Annotated in this window: 13 protein-coding genes and 1 pseudogene; 8 read left to right on the top strand and 6 right to left on the bottom strand. The window is 53.0% G+C overall.

The window, feature by feature from the left end; translation table 11 throughout:
* Nucleotides 1–12: 12 nt before the first annotated feature.
* Nucleotides 13–336, bottom strand: coding sequence for a ferredoxin FdxA (fdxA, locus tag DXV75_RS07525; RefSeq protein ID WP_115592778.1), 324 nt, complete (start codon nt 334–336; stop codon nt 13–15).
* Nucleotides 337–511: 175 nt separating this feature from the next.
* Here fdxA and DXV75_RS07520 point away from each other — a divergent pair, with 175 nt between their 5' ends.
* A complete protein-coding gene (locus DXV75_RS07520) occupies nt 512–2,146 on the top strand; it encodes an NAD(P)/FAD-dependent oxidoreductase (protein WP_115592777.1) in 1,635 nt (544 codons plus the stop codon).
* 49 nt (nt 2,147–2,195) lie between these two features.
* Here DXV75_RS07520 and ylqF read toward each other — a convergent pair whose 3' ends face one another.
* Nucleotides 2,196–3,200, bottom strand: a complete 1,005-nt coding sequence (ylqF, locus tag DXV75_RS07515; protein ID WP_115592815.1) for a ribosome biogenesis GTPase YlqF — start codon at nt 3,198–3,200, stop codon at nt 2,196–2,198.
* Between the two features lie 264 nt (nt 3,201–3,464).
* On the opposite strand from ylqF, the gene DXV75_RS07510 reads away from it, so the two are divergent.
* Nucleotides 3,465–4,727, top strand: a complete 1,263-nt coding sequence (locus tag DXV75_RS07510; RefSeq protein WP_115592776.1) for a hypothetical protein — start codon at nt 3,465–3,467, stop codon at nt 4,725–4,727.
* A 22-nt stretch (nt 4,728–4,749) separates the two neighbouring features.
* Here DXV75_RS07510 and DXV75_RS07505 read toward each other — a convergent pair whose 3' ends face one another.
* Nucleotides 4,750–6,309, bottom strand: coding sequence for a methyl-accepting chemotaxis protein (locus DXV75_RS07505; RefSeq protein WP_115592775.1), 1,560 nt, complete (start codon nt 6,307–6,309; stop codon nt 4,750–4,752).
* A gap of 445 nt (nt 6,310–6,754) precedes the next feature.
* Between DXV75_RS07505 and DXV75_RS07495 the strand changes: the two genes are divergently transcribed.
* The 4 genes and pseudogenes from DXV75_RS07495 to DXV75_RS07485 all read left to right on the top strand — a co-directional run.
* Nucleotides 6,755–7,303: a YaeQ family protein gene (locus DXV75_RS07495; RefSeq protein WP_115592773.1), complete on the top strand. Its 549-nt coding sequence runs from the start codon at nt 6,755–6,757 to the stop codon at nt 7,301–7,303.
* On the top strand, nt 7,303–7,611 hold the full coding sequence (locus DXV75_RS07490) for a hypothetical protein (RefSeq protein ID WP_115592772.1): 309 nt from the start codon (nt 7,303–7,305) through the stop codon (nt 7,609–7,611). Before DXV75_RS07495 ends, DXV75_RS07490 begins: the two co-directional genes overlap by 1 nt.
* 365 nt (nt 7,612–7,976) lie before the next feature.
* The gene (locus DXV75_RS17220; protein ID WP_245953145.1) at nt 7,977–8,138 is read left to right on the top strand and encodes a hypothetical protein; all 162 of its coding nucleotides are present in this window, start codon (nt 7,977–7,979) and stop codon (nt 8,136–8,138) included.
* Nucleotides 8,139–8,150: 12 nt separating this feature from the next.
* Nucleotides 8,151–8,801: pseudogene (locus DXV75_RS07485) on the top strand (MipA/OmpV family protein); the annotation flags it as partial.
* A 106-nt stretch (nt 8,802–8,907) separates the two neighbouring features.
* On the opposite strand, the gene DXV75_RS07480 reads toward DXV75_RS07485, so the two are convergent.
* The 3 genes from DXV75_RS07480 to DXV75_RS07470 are packed head-to-tail and all read right to left on the bottom strand — an operon-like array spanning nt 8,908 to nt 11,940.
* Nucleotides 8,908–9,600 (bottom strand): aspartate/glutamate racemase family protein, encoded by a 693-nt coding sequence (locus tag DXV75_RS07480; protein ID WP_115592771.1) that lies wholly within the window; start codon nt 9,598–9,600, stop codon nt 8,908–8,910.
* Nucleotides 9,597–10,214: an FMN-binding negative transcriptional regulator gene (locus DXV75_RS07475; protein ID WP_115592770.1), complete on the bottom strand. Its 618-nt coding sequence runs from the start codon at nt 10,212–10,214 to the stop codon at nt 9,597–9,599. The genes DXV75_RS07480 and DXV75_RS07475 overlap by 4 nt, the downstream gene beginning before the upstream one ends.
* Nucleotides 10,215–10,236: 22 nt before the next feature.
* Nucleotides 10,237–11,940: an amidohydrolase gene (locus tag DXV75_RS07470; RefSeq protein ID WP_115592769.1), complete on the bottom strand. Its 1,704-nt coding sequence runs from the start codon at nt 11,938–11,940 to the stop codon at nt 10,237–10,239.
* Between the two features lie 59 nt (nt 11,941–11,999).
* Here DXV75_RS07470 and DXV75_RS07465 point away from each other — a divergent pair, with 59 nt between their 5' ends.
* On the top strand, nt 12,000–12,977 hold the full coding sequence (locus tag DXV75_RS07465; protein WP_245953143.1) for a D-amino acid aminotransferase: 978 nt from the start codon (nt 12,000–12,002) through the stop codon (nt 12,975–12,977).
* The gene (locus tag DXV75_RS07460; RefSeq protein ID WP_115592768.1) at nt 12,977–13,702 is read left to right on the top strand and encodes a sulfotransferase-like domain-containing protein; all 726 of its coding nucleotides are present in this window, start codon (nt 12,977–12,979) and stop codon (nt 13,700–13,702) included. Before DXV75_RS07465 ends, DXV75_RS07460 begins: the two co-directional genes overlap by 1 nt.
* Nucleotides 13,703–13,728: the final 26 nt, after the last annotated feature.

The following is a 13,728-nucleotide window of genomic DNA, read 5'->3' as shown; positions in this document are numbered from 1 at the left end:
CTGAGCGTTTGTTCAGCGCTCCAGTAGCGGCAGCTTGTTCGGCACACCATTCCAGTCATCTGCGTCTGCCGGCGCGGGTATAACTTCATTAATGTTTGGCCATTGCTGACTCAGTTCGGCATTAATCTGCAGATATTCGCTCTGATCCGGCGGCAGTTCAGTATCCTGAAAAATGGCGTCCGCCGGGCACTCGGGCATACACAGCGCACAGTCGATGCAGATGGCCGGGTCAATCACCAGAAAATTCGGCCCTTCAAAAAAAGCGTCTACCGGGCACACGGCCACGCAATCGGTGTATTTGCATTTAATGCAATTGTCGGTCACTACGAAGGTCATTGGTGTTCGGGTAATCAGGTCTCAGCGGATGGGTGACAAGTGTAGAGAAGCCGCTTTAAAACTCAAGTCTGATTACACGGAAGGGCCAATTTACCTACCGAAACCTCACCAAGTGCATTAAAATTAGCGGGCCCTGGCGGAGAGGCCGCCCGGCACATCACAGAGTCTTTGCAATATGCTGCGTTTAACCGATATCAAATTACCCCTGAACCACGAAGAGCAGGCGCTCAAACTGGCGATTCTCAACAAACTCAATATTCCTGACGGTGAGCTTGTTTCTTACCACCTGTTCAAGCGGGGGTACGACGCGCGTAACAACAAAGACATTCAGCTTATTTATACCCTCGACGTTGAAGTCGCCAATCAGGATGTCCTGCTCAAGCGCTTTGTCAGCGATCAGAGTGTGCGCCTTACTCCTGACATGCGCTACAAGTACGTGGCCCAGGCACCGGAGAATCTTGCCCATCGGCCGGTGGTAGTAGGGTTAGGCCCGTGTGGCCTGTTTGCGGCGCTGATCCTGGCCGAGATGGGCTTTAAGCCCATTGTGCTTGAGCGTGGCAAAGCAGTGCGGGAGCGCACCAAGGATACCTTCGGTTTCTGGCGCAAGCAGCCTCTGAACCCCGAGTCCAACGTTCAGTTTGGCGAGGGCGGTGCGGGTACGTTTTCCGACGGTAAACTCTACAGTCAGGTGAAAGATCGCAAACATTACGGGCGCAAGGTGCTGCATGAATTTGTGGCGGCTGGCGCACCGGAAGAAATCATGTACGTCAGCAAACCGCACATTGGCACGTTCAAGCTGGTCAGCATGGTGGAAAAAATGCGCCAGAAAATTCTCGATCTGGGTGGCGAAATCCGTTTCAGCACCCGGGTTGAAAAGCTCGACCTGGAAACCGATGAACAGGGCCAGCGTATTAAAGGCCTCTACCTGGCTGATGGCGAATACTTACCTTGCGAGCAGGTGGTGTTGGCGGTGGGCCACAGTGCCCGGGATACCTTTGAAGCGCTGTACGAGCAGGGTGTTTACATGGAAGCCAAGCCGTTTTCGGTTGGCTTTCGCATTGAGCACGAACAGAGCATGATCGATAAATGTCGCTTTGGTGACAACGCTGGCCACCCTATTCTTGGTGCGGCCGACTACAAGCTGGTGCACCACTGCAAAAACGGCCGTTCGGTGTACAGTTTCTGTATGTGCCCGGGGGGGACCGTGGTGGCCGCAGCATCGGAGCCAAACCGGGTGGTGACCAACGGCATGAGCCAGTACTCACGCCACGAACGTAACGCCAACAGCGCGATTGTGGTAGGCATTACCCCTGAACAGGATTACCCCGGCCACCCGCTGGCGGGCATTGAACTGCAGCGCCGTTTGGAGGCGCTTGCGTTCAAAGCGGGCGGAGAAAACTATCATGCTCCTGCGCAGCTGATTGGTGATTTTCTCAGCGGTAAACCCAGCGCTGAATTGGGTGACGTCAAACCCTCCTACACACCGGGCATTACCCTGACAGACTTGAGCAAGGTAGTGCCGGAGTTTGTGACTGAAGCCATCCGCGAAGCCATTCCGGCGTTTGACCGTCAAATCAAAGGCTTTGCCAAGCCGGATGGCATGCTGACCGGAGTGGAAACCCGCACTTCGTCACCGGTCTGCATTAAGCGTGGCGAAGACTACCAGAGCATTAACGTCAGAGGGTTGTACCCGGCGGGTGAAGGCGCGGGGTACGCCGGCGGCATCTGGTCAGCCGGCATCGATGGTATTCGTGTGGCTGAAGCCGCAGCGTTGGCGGCAGTCGGGGAAGAGCAGTTAAATCGAAGATGAGCGGTAAAAAGCGCAGTTTTCACTGCGCTTTTGCTTATCAGCACACCTCTTAGCTGCGGCGCTTTTTCATGCGCTGGCTTTGTGCTTCGCGCTTTTCAGTGCGTTTTTCCTTGCGATCTTTTTTGTCCGGGGTCAATGAGCCCTGCTTGAATTTCTGTTTGCGTTTTTCCTTGGCGGCGGCTTTTCTGGCCGCTTCTTCGGCCATTGCCAGTTTTTCCTGCTCTATCATTGGCGGGGTTTCCAGCGTAATACGGCCAAGCTTGCCTGATTGCAACTCGGTCAGTAGCACTTCGCAGATTTTGTGCAGGTTCACTCGCCCGCCAGCCATTATTGCGCCGCGCTTTTTCGCCGCAGCTTCAAGAAATTCCACTTCGGTATTGGGTAGTTCTTCGAGTTTGAAGCGTTCCTTCATTAGCTCCGGGTAGGCTTTTATCAGATAGTCGGCGGCAAAAAAGCCTACGTCGTCGTATTCCATGGCAGTATTTTTTACTGCCCCGGACGCCGCCAGACGGTAACTGGAATTGGGGTTTTCCACCTTTGGCCACAACACTCCCGGGGTGTCGAATAGCACCACGCCACCGCCCAGGTTAATGCGCTGCTGGCTTTTTGTAACCGCCGGTTCGTTACCGGTTTTGGCAATGATGCGGTCCGCCAGCAGGTTTATCAGCGTCGATTTGCCCACGTTGGGGATGCCGGTGATCATGGCCTTGATGGACTTGCCCGGCACGTCTTTGTGGGCGCAAACGCTGCGTATCAGTTCAATGATTTGCTTGCTGTTGGCGGGGTTATCGTTGGAAGTGGTAAGAGTTTTCACCCCCCGCTCGGCTTCCAGATGGGCCTGCCAGGTGGCCGTAACCTCTGGGTCTGCGAGGTCGTATTTGTTGAGAATTTTAAGGCAGGGGGTGTCACCACGGACCCTTGCAATTTCCGGGTTCTCACTTGAATAGGGTATGCGGGCGTCCAGCACCTCAATCAGAATATCAATCTGCCCCATTGCTTCCTTTATTTCTTTCAGGGCTTTGTGCATATGCCCGGGAAACCAGTGTACGGCCACTCTCACGTCCTCAAATTCACAATTACGCATAGTGTACTGCATTTACGACGATTATTCGGGCTTCTGATCAGGCTCCGTTTGACACTGTAGTAAAAGGTTGCCTTGCAATGGTTAAAAAAACTATGATTTTGAATTGGTTACGCAATGCTTTGCAATCTCGCGGCGAGTTCAATAGATTGGTGCTGAACAAACTTTGAAGCGAGATTACGGGTGAATTGGTTGGGTAAGGCAAATCGGTTAGGCAGGTGGGTGATCATGGGGTGTATGGCAGGAACTGCAGTGGCACAGGAGTCAGACAACAGTCTGGAGATAATTAACCAGCGCATGAATGCTCCGCTCTGGGTACCGGCAGAGATGTCAGAATTATCGCCTGCATGCAGCAACATAAAAGGCAGTACCAACGGCGATTATCGCAAATCCAGTGAGGTTAATTACCAGCAGGCTGGCTGGGAAAAGCGCATCAGTCACGACTGGCAGTTTTTCTCCGGCCCTGCTGAACTGGGGAAAGTGCTGGTCATTGATACGGATACCTCCAGCGCAACGCCGGCCTATCGTTACCTTTCCAATGGCACAGAAAGAGACCATTTTGAACCCTGGAGTTCCTCCAAGGTATTTGCCTACACCGCTGCCATGGCGGCGCTGCGACAGCAGCACAAGGTTGGCGGCAATGGTTACCTTGGCCAGTACAACATTGCTGATCTCATCACCAGCATCCACAGTTACGCTCCCCACGGAACGGCAGACGGAGACTCCAATGCCATTGCCAGCTACTTTGCCAACATGGCCGGGCGGGATTTCCTGACCCGCCTGTTCCACAAAGACTGGCTCAATTTAGCCGATGGCCATGTGATGTTTCGAGGCGCCTACGAAACCAGTCTGCTTTCCCCTGAACCTGCAGTATGGCGTGCTTCAGCTGATGAGCAAGGCTCGCCCTATCAGATATTTGCAGCGAATGGCGATGACCCGGGTTATCTGCCCTACCGCTGTGACAATTGTGGCCTGACCGGCAACAAAACCATGACGACCCTGGCCATGGCTGAGTGGTTAAAGCGCCTGGCGATGCATCAGGCAGACCCACAAACCCGCCACCCGTTTTTGCAGGCAGGTGACATTGATGTGCTGTTTACCGGGCACGGCCACACCGACGCCAACTTACCCACGGCGGGCATGATGCGCGGCATCAGCCTGCAGCTGGGTATGGCGATTGCCCGGGCTCTTACTCTGCAGCCTGAATTGAATTCAGAACAGGCCGAAAAGGCGCTGAATGCTGTCACTGGAGGGAAGTGGCGTATCCATCAAAAGATTGGCTGGGGCCCTTCCGAAACCCGTGGTACAGGTGAAAATGTGATGCTGGCGCAGGTTTGCCTGCCACTGAAAACTCACACTGTTTCATTTACCGTGGCGGCGCAGGCCTCTTACCCCGGGGCCAGCGATGAATCGGTGTTGCGTTCAGGGCAAAAAATGCAGCAATTACTTGATGGTGCGATGCTGGAGTTACTGGCCAAAAAGAACACCGTGCAGCCCTAGCCGCACGATGTTGTATGCTGAATCAATCGTCGAGCAATGCTGAAGAAATGGAGCGGAACTCCCGGAGGCGGTGCCCGACACCGTTAACGTTTTCAAACGTATCGGCAGACAGCTCACTGATCTCGCGGGTAACGGTTTTGCTTTCCTGAATGGCCTTGTTCACTTCAGCCAGAGCCTGCGTGGTTTCCGTTGACGCGGTGGCCACCTGGTCCATTTGCTCGGAAATTGAAAGCACCTCTTTTTGGATGTCGTTCATTTCGTTGCGTGACCGATCTGCATAACGGGCGCAGCGTTCAGCGGTTTCCACCTGTTGCTGCATTTCCTGCTGCCATTCCTTAATCGACTGGGCTATTGAGGAAATGGTTTCTTCGATTTCATCCACCGCTTCCTGGGTGCTCTGCGACAGCGCCCGCACTTCATCGGCAACCACTGAGAAACCGCGGCCACTTTCCCCAGCCCGGGCTGCTTCAATGGCGGCGTTCAGGGCCAACAGGTTGGTCTGCTCGGCAATTTTGTCAATCTTCTGGCTGAACTGGCGTGCAGCCTCACTTTTTTCTACCAGTGAGCGGGTGGCTTCGGCACTGTGCTGAATGTACTTCGCCAGCGATTCTATGCTGCCTGAGGCTTCTTCTACCATTTCCGACGATTTGCGTACCTTCACCCGGGCTTCCTTGCAGCTTGCGGCGGTAGCCTCGGCGGAAGAACTGATTTCATCCATGGCTTCGGTCATCTGGTGTGAGGCTGCAGATACCTGCTCTGCCGAAGCGGACATCTGTTCAGCGGCACTGGCCAGTTGTTCCGCATTGGCTTTGGTGGCATTGAGGGCTTCTGAAAGGTCATCTGTACCTGCGTTAACCCTCGACATGGCGGCGTTCAGCGCCCCTTGTTTCAAGGCAACTTCGTAGTCCAGCAGTTCGGTGGCAGGCGAATCTGCAAACACTTTGCGCTGCAACGGAAAATGCTCGGCATCCAGTCTGCCCAGTAGTTTGTTCTTTTTTACGGACAGGTGGTTGCCCGACCAATACCCCACAGTTATGGCTAGCGCCCCAAGTACTACCGCAGCGATATCTGAGGTGAGCCACGCCATGCAGGCCAGGGTGGCCAGCACAGCGACACCGGCAACCCATGGCATAATGGATGAGGACGATGTGTTGCTGGCATAAACACGCTGGGCTTTTTCAATCAGTTCGTGCTCGGGTGTGCTCAGCAGCCATTGGGTTCCCACTACCTTGTTCTGGCGGTATACGGGGCGCACGAAGGTGTCTTTCCATTGAGTGCCCCTGGGGGTGCGAAACGCAATGATGCCCCGCCAGGGGGTTTCTGTTGCCACGACGGTTTTTATCTCATTGACCACTGCCCCAGGGATGCAGGAATCAATCAGAGAAAGAACAGAGGGCAGGTTACGATCTTTAGCAGACAGCCCGAAAAAGCGCTCGGAACTTGGCAATAAGTTATGGATCCCCATGCTGGCATCGCTGGACAACACAACGTCTTCCGATGCGGTTCCGGATACCACCCTGGGCTGAGATGAAGATTGCAGAGTGCCTGTGTACGGCGGCGGTTTTAAAGCGGTAATGGTCATGACAATTCCTCCACGGGGTGCGCACTTTTTAGCTATCGGTTAAAAATACAGCACACTTGAATAATTTTGTTGTTATTTGTCCTCAGTGTCTGCCGTGCAGCAGATTTTTATTTTTTAACTCATAGGCTTGGCTGAAATGGGCCCGTTACCGTGAGAGTTTTCAGGCTGCACATGGTAACTGTAGCCAGGCAGCCAGCGCCAAAAGTATATCCCGCAGGCTAAATGGAAGAAAGTGTAAATAAGTTGTAAGGCGGTTGTGGTTTTGCAGAGAGTTTTGAATTTGAAAAGTTGGCAGAAGTATTCAATCGGGATGATTACACGCCGCATTTTGATGACTGTCGCGGACGGAGGGCAACAATAACTGATAATATAGTCTTCAATGCAGCTAGACGAGCTTTTGCAAATGCCAAATGTCATACGGCATCGTCTATTACCCAGGATCACCATGGCACTCAAAGCGACCATTTTTAAAGCTGACATATCGATTACCGATATGGACCGCAACTACTACAACGACCACAATCTGACGATAGCTCGTCATCCTTCTGAAAACGATGAACGCATGATGCTGCGCATTATTGCATTTATCGCGAATGCACATGAGCGATTGCAGTTCACGAAAGGCTTGTCGGATGATGACGTGCCAGACCTGTGGCAAAAAAGCTTCAGTGATGAAATTGAACTTTGGATTGAACTGGGCCAACCTTCTGAGCAACGTATCAAAAAGGGCTGCAACCAAAGCCAGGAGATGATGATTTATTCCTACGCCGACAACAGCTTTGATGCGTGGTGGAGAAAGGAGCAAACCAAGTTACAATCCAAAAAAAATCTGTCGGTGTTTACGTTGCCTGAGGGACTGGCCACCAAGTTGGCCAATGCCGTTCAGCGTTCCATGCAAATTCAGGTAACTATTCAGGATGGGCAAATGTGGCTAACCATTGAAGGTGCGGATATTGCCGAAAGTGTTGAAGTTGCAATAGAAAAGCGCCAGTAATGAAGAAGCTCTCTGCCGTGCAGCTTAAGCAGCAAGCGTTGGTGTTTGGTGTCTGCAATCAAATTGAAGAACAGGGTCGAGAAGAACTTCACGGCATGGTGCAATGCTGGTTCGACGTGCAATATCACCAATTCCCTGGCTCACTGTTGTTGCGTTTTCAATTTGAAAATGAAGCAACGTTGTCCGCTGCCAAACCCGAAATAAAGAAATGGCAAAAACGGTTAAGTGCCGCATTGCTCAAAAAAGGTGTTGTGTTAAAAGATATGCGCAGGCATTTAGTGTTTACTCTTGAGGGACCTGAAGGTTGAACGGTGCTTGTTGCATTCCTGACCGGGTGGCCGCGGATTCTTGAGTCACATGCCGTTTATGTCAGCGGTTGGAGGGTTTGCCCAATAAGCCTTATTCTTGTTTAAAAATTCAGTCAGTTGGGGCCCTTCTGCCACTTTCCTTCAAACCTGGCCCAAGTCTTCAATGCGCGAACAGCAGACACTGATCTCGTTTTAATCTTCATTCGTAAACTGCAACTGATAGATGCCCTTGAGCGTGTCACAGGCCCTACTGCTAAACTTATCTGCGGCAACAGTGCGAGCATACTGCCATTGCTGGTTAATCTCTCAACAAAAATTGGATCTGCCAAGCAGACACCAGAACGAATATCGAGAGGATGAAATATATGAAGAAGATTTTACCTTTTTGGCTGTTCTGTATTTACGGACTGGCATCGCCTTCAGCAGTAGCTCTAGATGATAAAAAAGCATTGGTTCCTTTGCCTTCACTGGATGACTTCACTAAGGGTAACGATGGCTGGAGTTTTGGGCTGGGAGAGGGCGTTTAATATGAAACGGCGTATGAAGGTTCAGACGAATTCGGGCTTGAACTTCAGCCCGCTGGAGCAGTGCAATGGCGCAAAGGTGACAATATCTTCTATTTTGCTGGAGAAGCGCTTGGCTGGCGCGGCCTCCCAAATAACATGTGGCTGTTGGAGGTATTGTTAGGCTTTGATGAGGGGCGTGAAGAAAGTGACTCAGATGATAGCCGATTGGATGGGTTAGGAGACCAGGAAGAAGGTTTCGAGTTGGTGTTTCAGGCCCGTCGTTCATTTACTCCCGATTGGCGTTATTGGCTTGTTAGCCGTGTCGTGGCGAGTGAAGATGGAAATTTAGGTTTGTTTGGAGTGGGCCGGCGCTTTGGGACCCAAACAGATGGCTCGGGCTCTGAAGTTAATCTCGTCGCCGTTTTTCATGACAGTGACTACGCAAACAAAGGCTTTGGAATCGACGCAATGCAATCGGCAGCATCAGGCTTGGAAATGACCTCTTTGAGTGGTGGATTGCGTTCGTTTGGCATTGATTATCGTTACCGGCACAATTTAAATGATAATTGGCAGATCTATGGAAAAGCGCTTTTTGAATACTTCAGCAGTGACGTTAGGAAAAGTCCAATTGCCCGTAGTAATTACGAAAGCGAAGTAGGTATCGGGTTTATTTACATCTTCTAACCTCAATTCTAATCGAGCTATCCTGCTTGAAGCATCAGGCAGGTCAGGCTCAACCCGCTCCCCATTCGGCATAATTATGATTCACACTTCGCCTGCAAACATCGGCTTACGCCAGTGCAAATTCGATGGCCATTTGTGCATGCAGAGCGCTGGTGTCGAGCAGTTTTACCTGTGTGTGATGCTGCTGCACCAATAAGCCAATCTCGGTACAGCCCAAAATTACTGCTTCAGCACCCTGTTCCGCCATGTGGTCAATAATGCGCAGGTATGTCTGGCGGGAGTGGTCTTCAATGCGCCCCTGGCACAGTTGCTGGTAAATAATCTGGTGTACCAGAGCGCGGTCGGCCTCTTTGGGAATTAAAACGCGAAGGCCGTAGTCCTGGCTGAGGTGATCTTTGTAAAACGGTTGTTCCATAGTGAAAGCGGTACCGAGCAGACCAACCGATTCGGCATCAAGCGCTTTGATGGCTTTGCCGGTGGCGTCCGCAATGTGCAGTAACGGAATATCAACCGCCGCCTGCACCTCCTCTGCAACCTTATGCATGGTGTTGGTGGCAATGAGCAGACAGTCAGCACCGGCTGCCTCAACCTGTCTGGCTGCCTCAATCAATATCTGTGCGGTGCCAGCCCAGTCACCCACATGCTGCAGTTGTTCAATTGGCGCAAAATCAACACTGACCATTGCAATCTGCGCACTGTGACTGCCGCCTAGCGCGGCTTTGATGCCCTGATTGATCATTCGGTAATAGGTTTGGGTGCTTTCCCAGCTCATACCGCCAATAATGCCGATGGTTTTCAAAGCTTTCCGGTTCCTAATGATTGTTGCTCCATGTATTCAGCGAGTGCCCGGTCCATCGGGTTTTTTGACTGACCTAATGCCTCAAATACGCTTTGTTGATCGCGCTGGCTGCGATGCTGCCCAAGTTTTTGCACGCCTTCCACATGGGTAAGCGTGATGGAAAAACCCACTATAGCCGCTAGCAGCCGCTCCCGCAGCTGTTGACTGACGATCTCCGGTTGGTGAAGCAGCTCCGGATCGTAGTGACTCATGCTGTGCTCAAGCATTGCTGCGGTTTCCTCATCATTCAGCAATGAAACCGTTCCGTAGGCGTGAACAGCGGCGTAGTTCCAGGTAGGTACCGCCGGGTGCTTGTGGTACCAGGAAGGTGAAATATAACTGTGTGGGCCGTTAAATATTACCAGCGTGCTCTGGCCCTCAATGTGCTTCCAGTGGGGGTTGGCCCGGGCAAAATGCCCGTAAAGTATGCCATGCTTACCTTCTTCCGGCTTCAGTAATAAGGGCAGGTGGGTGGCTGTCAGACCAGGAGAAACCAGCGTCGCGAAGCTAAAGGACTGCATAAACTCGTGAAGCCTGGCGAGGGGCTCAATTTTAGTGTGTTCAGGTATATACATGGCACGTCCGTGTGTTCTGTGGTCAGGGCTTGTCCCGTTGATAGATTAACTCACCTTCTTTGAAGGTTTGCAAAACTTTCAGATTCGCCAGTTGCTCCTGCTCAGCGGTTAGCGGGTTGTCAGACAATACCACCAGATCGGCAAGCTTGCCGACCTCCAAAGAGCCTTTGCGGGTCTCTTCAAAATGTTGCCAGGCGGGCCACAGGGTCATAGCTTTCAGTGCTGTGATAACCGGAACCTTATGTTGTTCGCCAATGATGGCACCGCTTCGGGAGCGGCGTGTGACCGTTGCTGACAGTACTCTCATTGAATCTGGGAGGGCAACAGGCGCATCGTGGTGGGTGCCGAATATCATGCCCTGTTCGAGCACCCAGCCGGTTGGGGAAATATTTTCTGCCCGCTCCGGGCCCAGCACCGAATCGCGGTGATAATCGCCCCAGTAAAAGGTGTGCATGGGAAACAGCGACGGGAATATCGCCAGCGATTTGAGCCAGCCAACCTGGTCGTGGCGCAGGGTCTGGCCATGAATCAGTACCGGGCGATTGTTTGTTTCCGGGTGGCGTTTGCGGGCTGCGGCAACCGCTTTAATCATCAAATCCATTGCCGCATCGCCATTGGCATGCACGAGAATTTGCCAGTGGTTGGCAAAGGCCTTTTCAACGGCGTCCAATGCCTGTTGCTCTGTGATAGCAGGGTAGCCGGCGTAATCATCAGGCAGGCCTTCCGGCACTCGGTAATAGGGTTTGGTAAGCCAGGCGGTTTTGCCCTGAGGGGATCCATCAATGGTCAGTTTGGCTCCGCCAATTCGAAACCGGTTGCGATACTCCTGGTTGGGCGCAATGTCGTCGACCTCAAGAATATCCGGGTAAGCCACCAGATCAATTGGCAGTTTGCCCGCATCGGCTACCCGCTGAATCGAGTTCAGGGTGGATTGGGCCGCTCTGCCTTCCTGACCGGTGGTGTAACCGTAGGATGCCAGTAAGCGGGCCCCCTGTTCAGCAAACAAATCGGCAGTGGTGTCGTTGAGAGATTGGTTGAAGGCAGCCAGTAACTGAAAAAATGCATACTCTTCAGCGACTCCGCTGGGAGTTTGGCCATCGGGTTCGCGCTGAAATACGCCACCTTTAGGGTTGGGAGTCTGAGCGTTGATGCCAGCCAGCTCAAGCGCCCTGGAGTTGCCGACACCAAGGTGGCCGGACTGGTGAATGATGATCACCGGAAGTTCGGTACTCACGTCATCTAGGTCATGACGTGTTGGATGGCGCTGCTCGTCCAATTGGGAATTGTCATACCCGAAACCGACTATCCAGCCTGTCTGTTTTAGTAGTTCAGGTTCTGAGGCGGCCCATTGCGACAGCAATCGCAGCAGTGATGGCATGTTATTACCGCCCCCGTCCGGTGCCGGCAACAAGTTCGCCGACATGGCCTGCAGGCCAATCATCCACGCATGGCCGTGGGAGTCTACGAAGCCGGGTAACAAGGGTTTGCCCTGCAAATCCACGCGTTGGGTTTGCGAGCCGGCGGTTTTCATCACACTGGCCTCAGTACCAACGGCAATAATGATACCGTCTTTAATGGCAATGGCTTCGGCCTGTGGCTGAGAATCGTCCATGGTCAAAATAGGGCCATTGTAAAACACCCTGTCGGCTGTATGGGAGGAACAGGCAGTGAGGGCGACTGCAATGATTAAGAAAATAAATATGTGAGAGAGGTTTAATCTGTCCATAGGGCCCCTGTTGGTCGCAACGTTATTGAGTCTTCGTGGAGTAAGTTATAGCAGCTGAGATGAAAAATGCCTTGTTGCCTGCCGCTTCCGGTCCTGCCAGAATGGTCAAAAAATTAAGAGAAAACAGAGCAATGATGGAAGAGGTATCTACCCACACCGCCGCCGAAGATAGCCGCAATGAGCATATTCTCATTTATGTGAACGGCGAGATTGTGCCGCGCCATGAGGCTAAAGTTTCGGTGTACGACAGTGGCTTTATGCTCGGAGACGGCATCTGGGAAGGGCTGCGGCTGTACAACGGTAAATGGGCCTTTCTCGATGAGCACATGGACCGCTTGTTCGAGGCCTCCAAAGCCGTTGATATGGATCTGGGCATGACCCGGGAGCAGGTGGTTGCCGCACTGGAAGCCACCCGTGTTGCCAACGACATGCACACCGATGTACACGCCAGGCTGATGTTCACCCGGGGGGTGAAGAAAAAGCCGTTTCAGCATCCGGCGCTGTCGGTGTCAGGCCCGACCCTGGTGATCATTTGCGAGCATTCAAAGCCTGCGATTGCCCGGCCAATCAAACTGGCTACCGTACCCCATTTACGTGGCCTGCCCATGACCCAGGACCCAAAACTCAACAGTCATTCCAAACTCAACTGCATTCTGGCCTGCATAGCGGCAGAAAAGGCCGGTGCAGACGAGGCCCTGATGCTGGACGTGAACGGTTTTGTGAATACTACCAACGCCTGCAATTTTTTTATTGTTCGCAAAGGGGAAGTGTGGACCTCAACCGGCGACTACTGCATGAATGGCATTACCCGCCAGAAAGTGATCCAGGTTTGTGAGCGCCTGCGCATTCCGGTGCATCAGCGTAATTATTCGCTGGTGGATACTTACGGTGCCGATGAAGCGTTTCTGACCGGGACATTCGGCGCACAGACCCCGGTGTCGCACATTGATGGCCGCCAGATTGGCGAAGAATACCCGGGGCCGGTGACCCGCCGTATTCGCGAGGCCTATTATCAGCTGGTTAAGGAGGGAAGCTGATGCGTATCGCCATGTGGTCGGGGCCCAGAAACCTGTCAACGGCAATGATGTACGCGTTTGCCGCACGCCCGGACTGCGCTGTTATCGACGAGCCGTTTTACGCTGCGTTTCTGGCCGCCAGCCAGGAAGTGCACCCCATGCAGGAAGCGATCATGGCTTCGCAGCCCAGCGACCCACAAGCGGTTATCGACACCTGCATCGGGCCTGTTCCACAGGATAAACCGGTGTTTTACCAAAAGCAGATGGCCCATCATATGATGGCCGATTTCCCCTTGGGCTGGCTGGAACAATTAACCAATGTGTTTTTGTTGCGCCACCCGGCGCGGGTGCTGGCCAGCTATGACGAAAAACGCCAGAATCCCAGCCTCGAAGATATTGGTGTAACACAGCAAACCCGGCTGTTTGAGCGTGTGCGTGCTCTGCATGGTAAAGCACCGGTAGTGATTGACAGCGACGACATTCTGGCAGCCCCGGAGCGCGGGTTGCGCGCTCTGTGTCAGGCCATTGGGCTGCCGTTTGATGCGAGCATGCTGAGCTGGCCGGCAGGCGGCAACGCCGCTGATGGAGTCTGGGCACCACACTGGTACAACCGGGTGTGGGCCAGTACCGGGCTCGCTGCCACACAGCCGAAGCCTTTACCTGAATTGCCCCCGGCGCTGGCCCGGGTTTGTCAGCAAGCCCTGCCTCACTATGAGGCTTTGGCGCAGCACAAGCTGGCTTTCTGATTTCCCCACTGATTGAGTTGAGAGTG

This window comes from Alteromonas aestuariivivens (genome assembly GCF_003367475.1).
GTDB classification, from domain to species: domain Bacteria; phylum Pseudomonadota; class Gammaproteobacteria; order Enterobacterales; family Alteromonadaceae; genus Alteromonas; species Alteromonas aestuariivivens.
Note: the sequence above shows the minus strand (reverse complement) of the source record. Positions and strands in the feature narration are given on the sequence as shown.

Excerpts from the sequence above, each read along its gene's own strand:
- DXV75_RS07465 (WP_245953143.1), top strand. The coding sequence starts at position 12,000 with ATGAAAAATGCCTTGTTGCCTGCCGCTTCCGGTCCTGCCAGAATGGTC.
- DXV75_RS07475 (WP_115592770.1), bottom strand. The coding sequence starts at position 10,214 with ATGTATATACCTGAACACACTAAAATTGAGCCCCTCGCCAGGCTTCAC.
- DXV75_RS07460 (WP_115592768.1), top strand. The coding sequence starts at position 12,977 with ATGCGTATCGCCATGTGGTCGGGGCCCAGAAACCTGTCAACGGCAATG.
- DXV75_RS07490 (WP_115592772.1), top strand. The coding sequence starts at position 7,303 with ATGAAGAAGCTCTCTGCCGTGCAGCTTAAGCAGCAAGCGTTGGTGTTT.
- DXV75_RS07510 (WP_115592776.1), top strand. The coding sequence starts at position 3,465 with ATGGCAGGAACTGCAGTGGCACAGGAGTCAGACAACAGTCTGGAGATA.
- DXV75_RS07470 (WP_115592769.1), bottom strand. The coding sequence starts at position 11,940 with ATGGACAGATTAAACCTCTCTCACATATTTATTTTCTTAATCATTGCA.
- DXV75_RS17220 (WP_245953145.1), top strand. The coding sequence starts at position 7,977 with ATGAAGAAGATTTTACCTTTTTGGCTGTTCTGTATTTACGGACTGGCA.
- DXV75_RS07495 (WP_115592773.1), top strand. The coding sequence starts at position 6,755 with ATGGCACTCAAAGCGACCATTTTTAAAGCTGACATATCGATTACCGAT.
- DXV75_RS07520 (WP_115592777.1), top strand. The coding sequence starts at position 512 with ATGCTGCGTTTAACCGATATCAAATTACCCCTGAACCACGAAGAGCAG.
- DXV75_RS07505 (WP_115592775.1), bottom strand. The coding sequence starts at position 6,309 with ATGACCATTACCGCTTTAAAACCGCCGCCGTACACAGGCACTCTGCAA.
- fdxA (WP_115592778.1), bottom strand. The coding sequence starts at position 336 with ATGACCTTCGTAGTGACCGACAATTGCATTAAATGCAAATACACCGAT.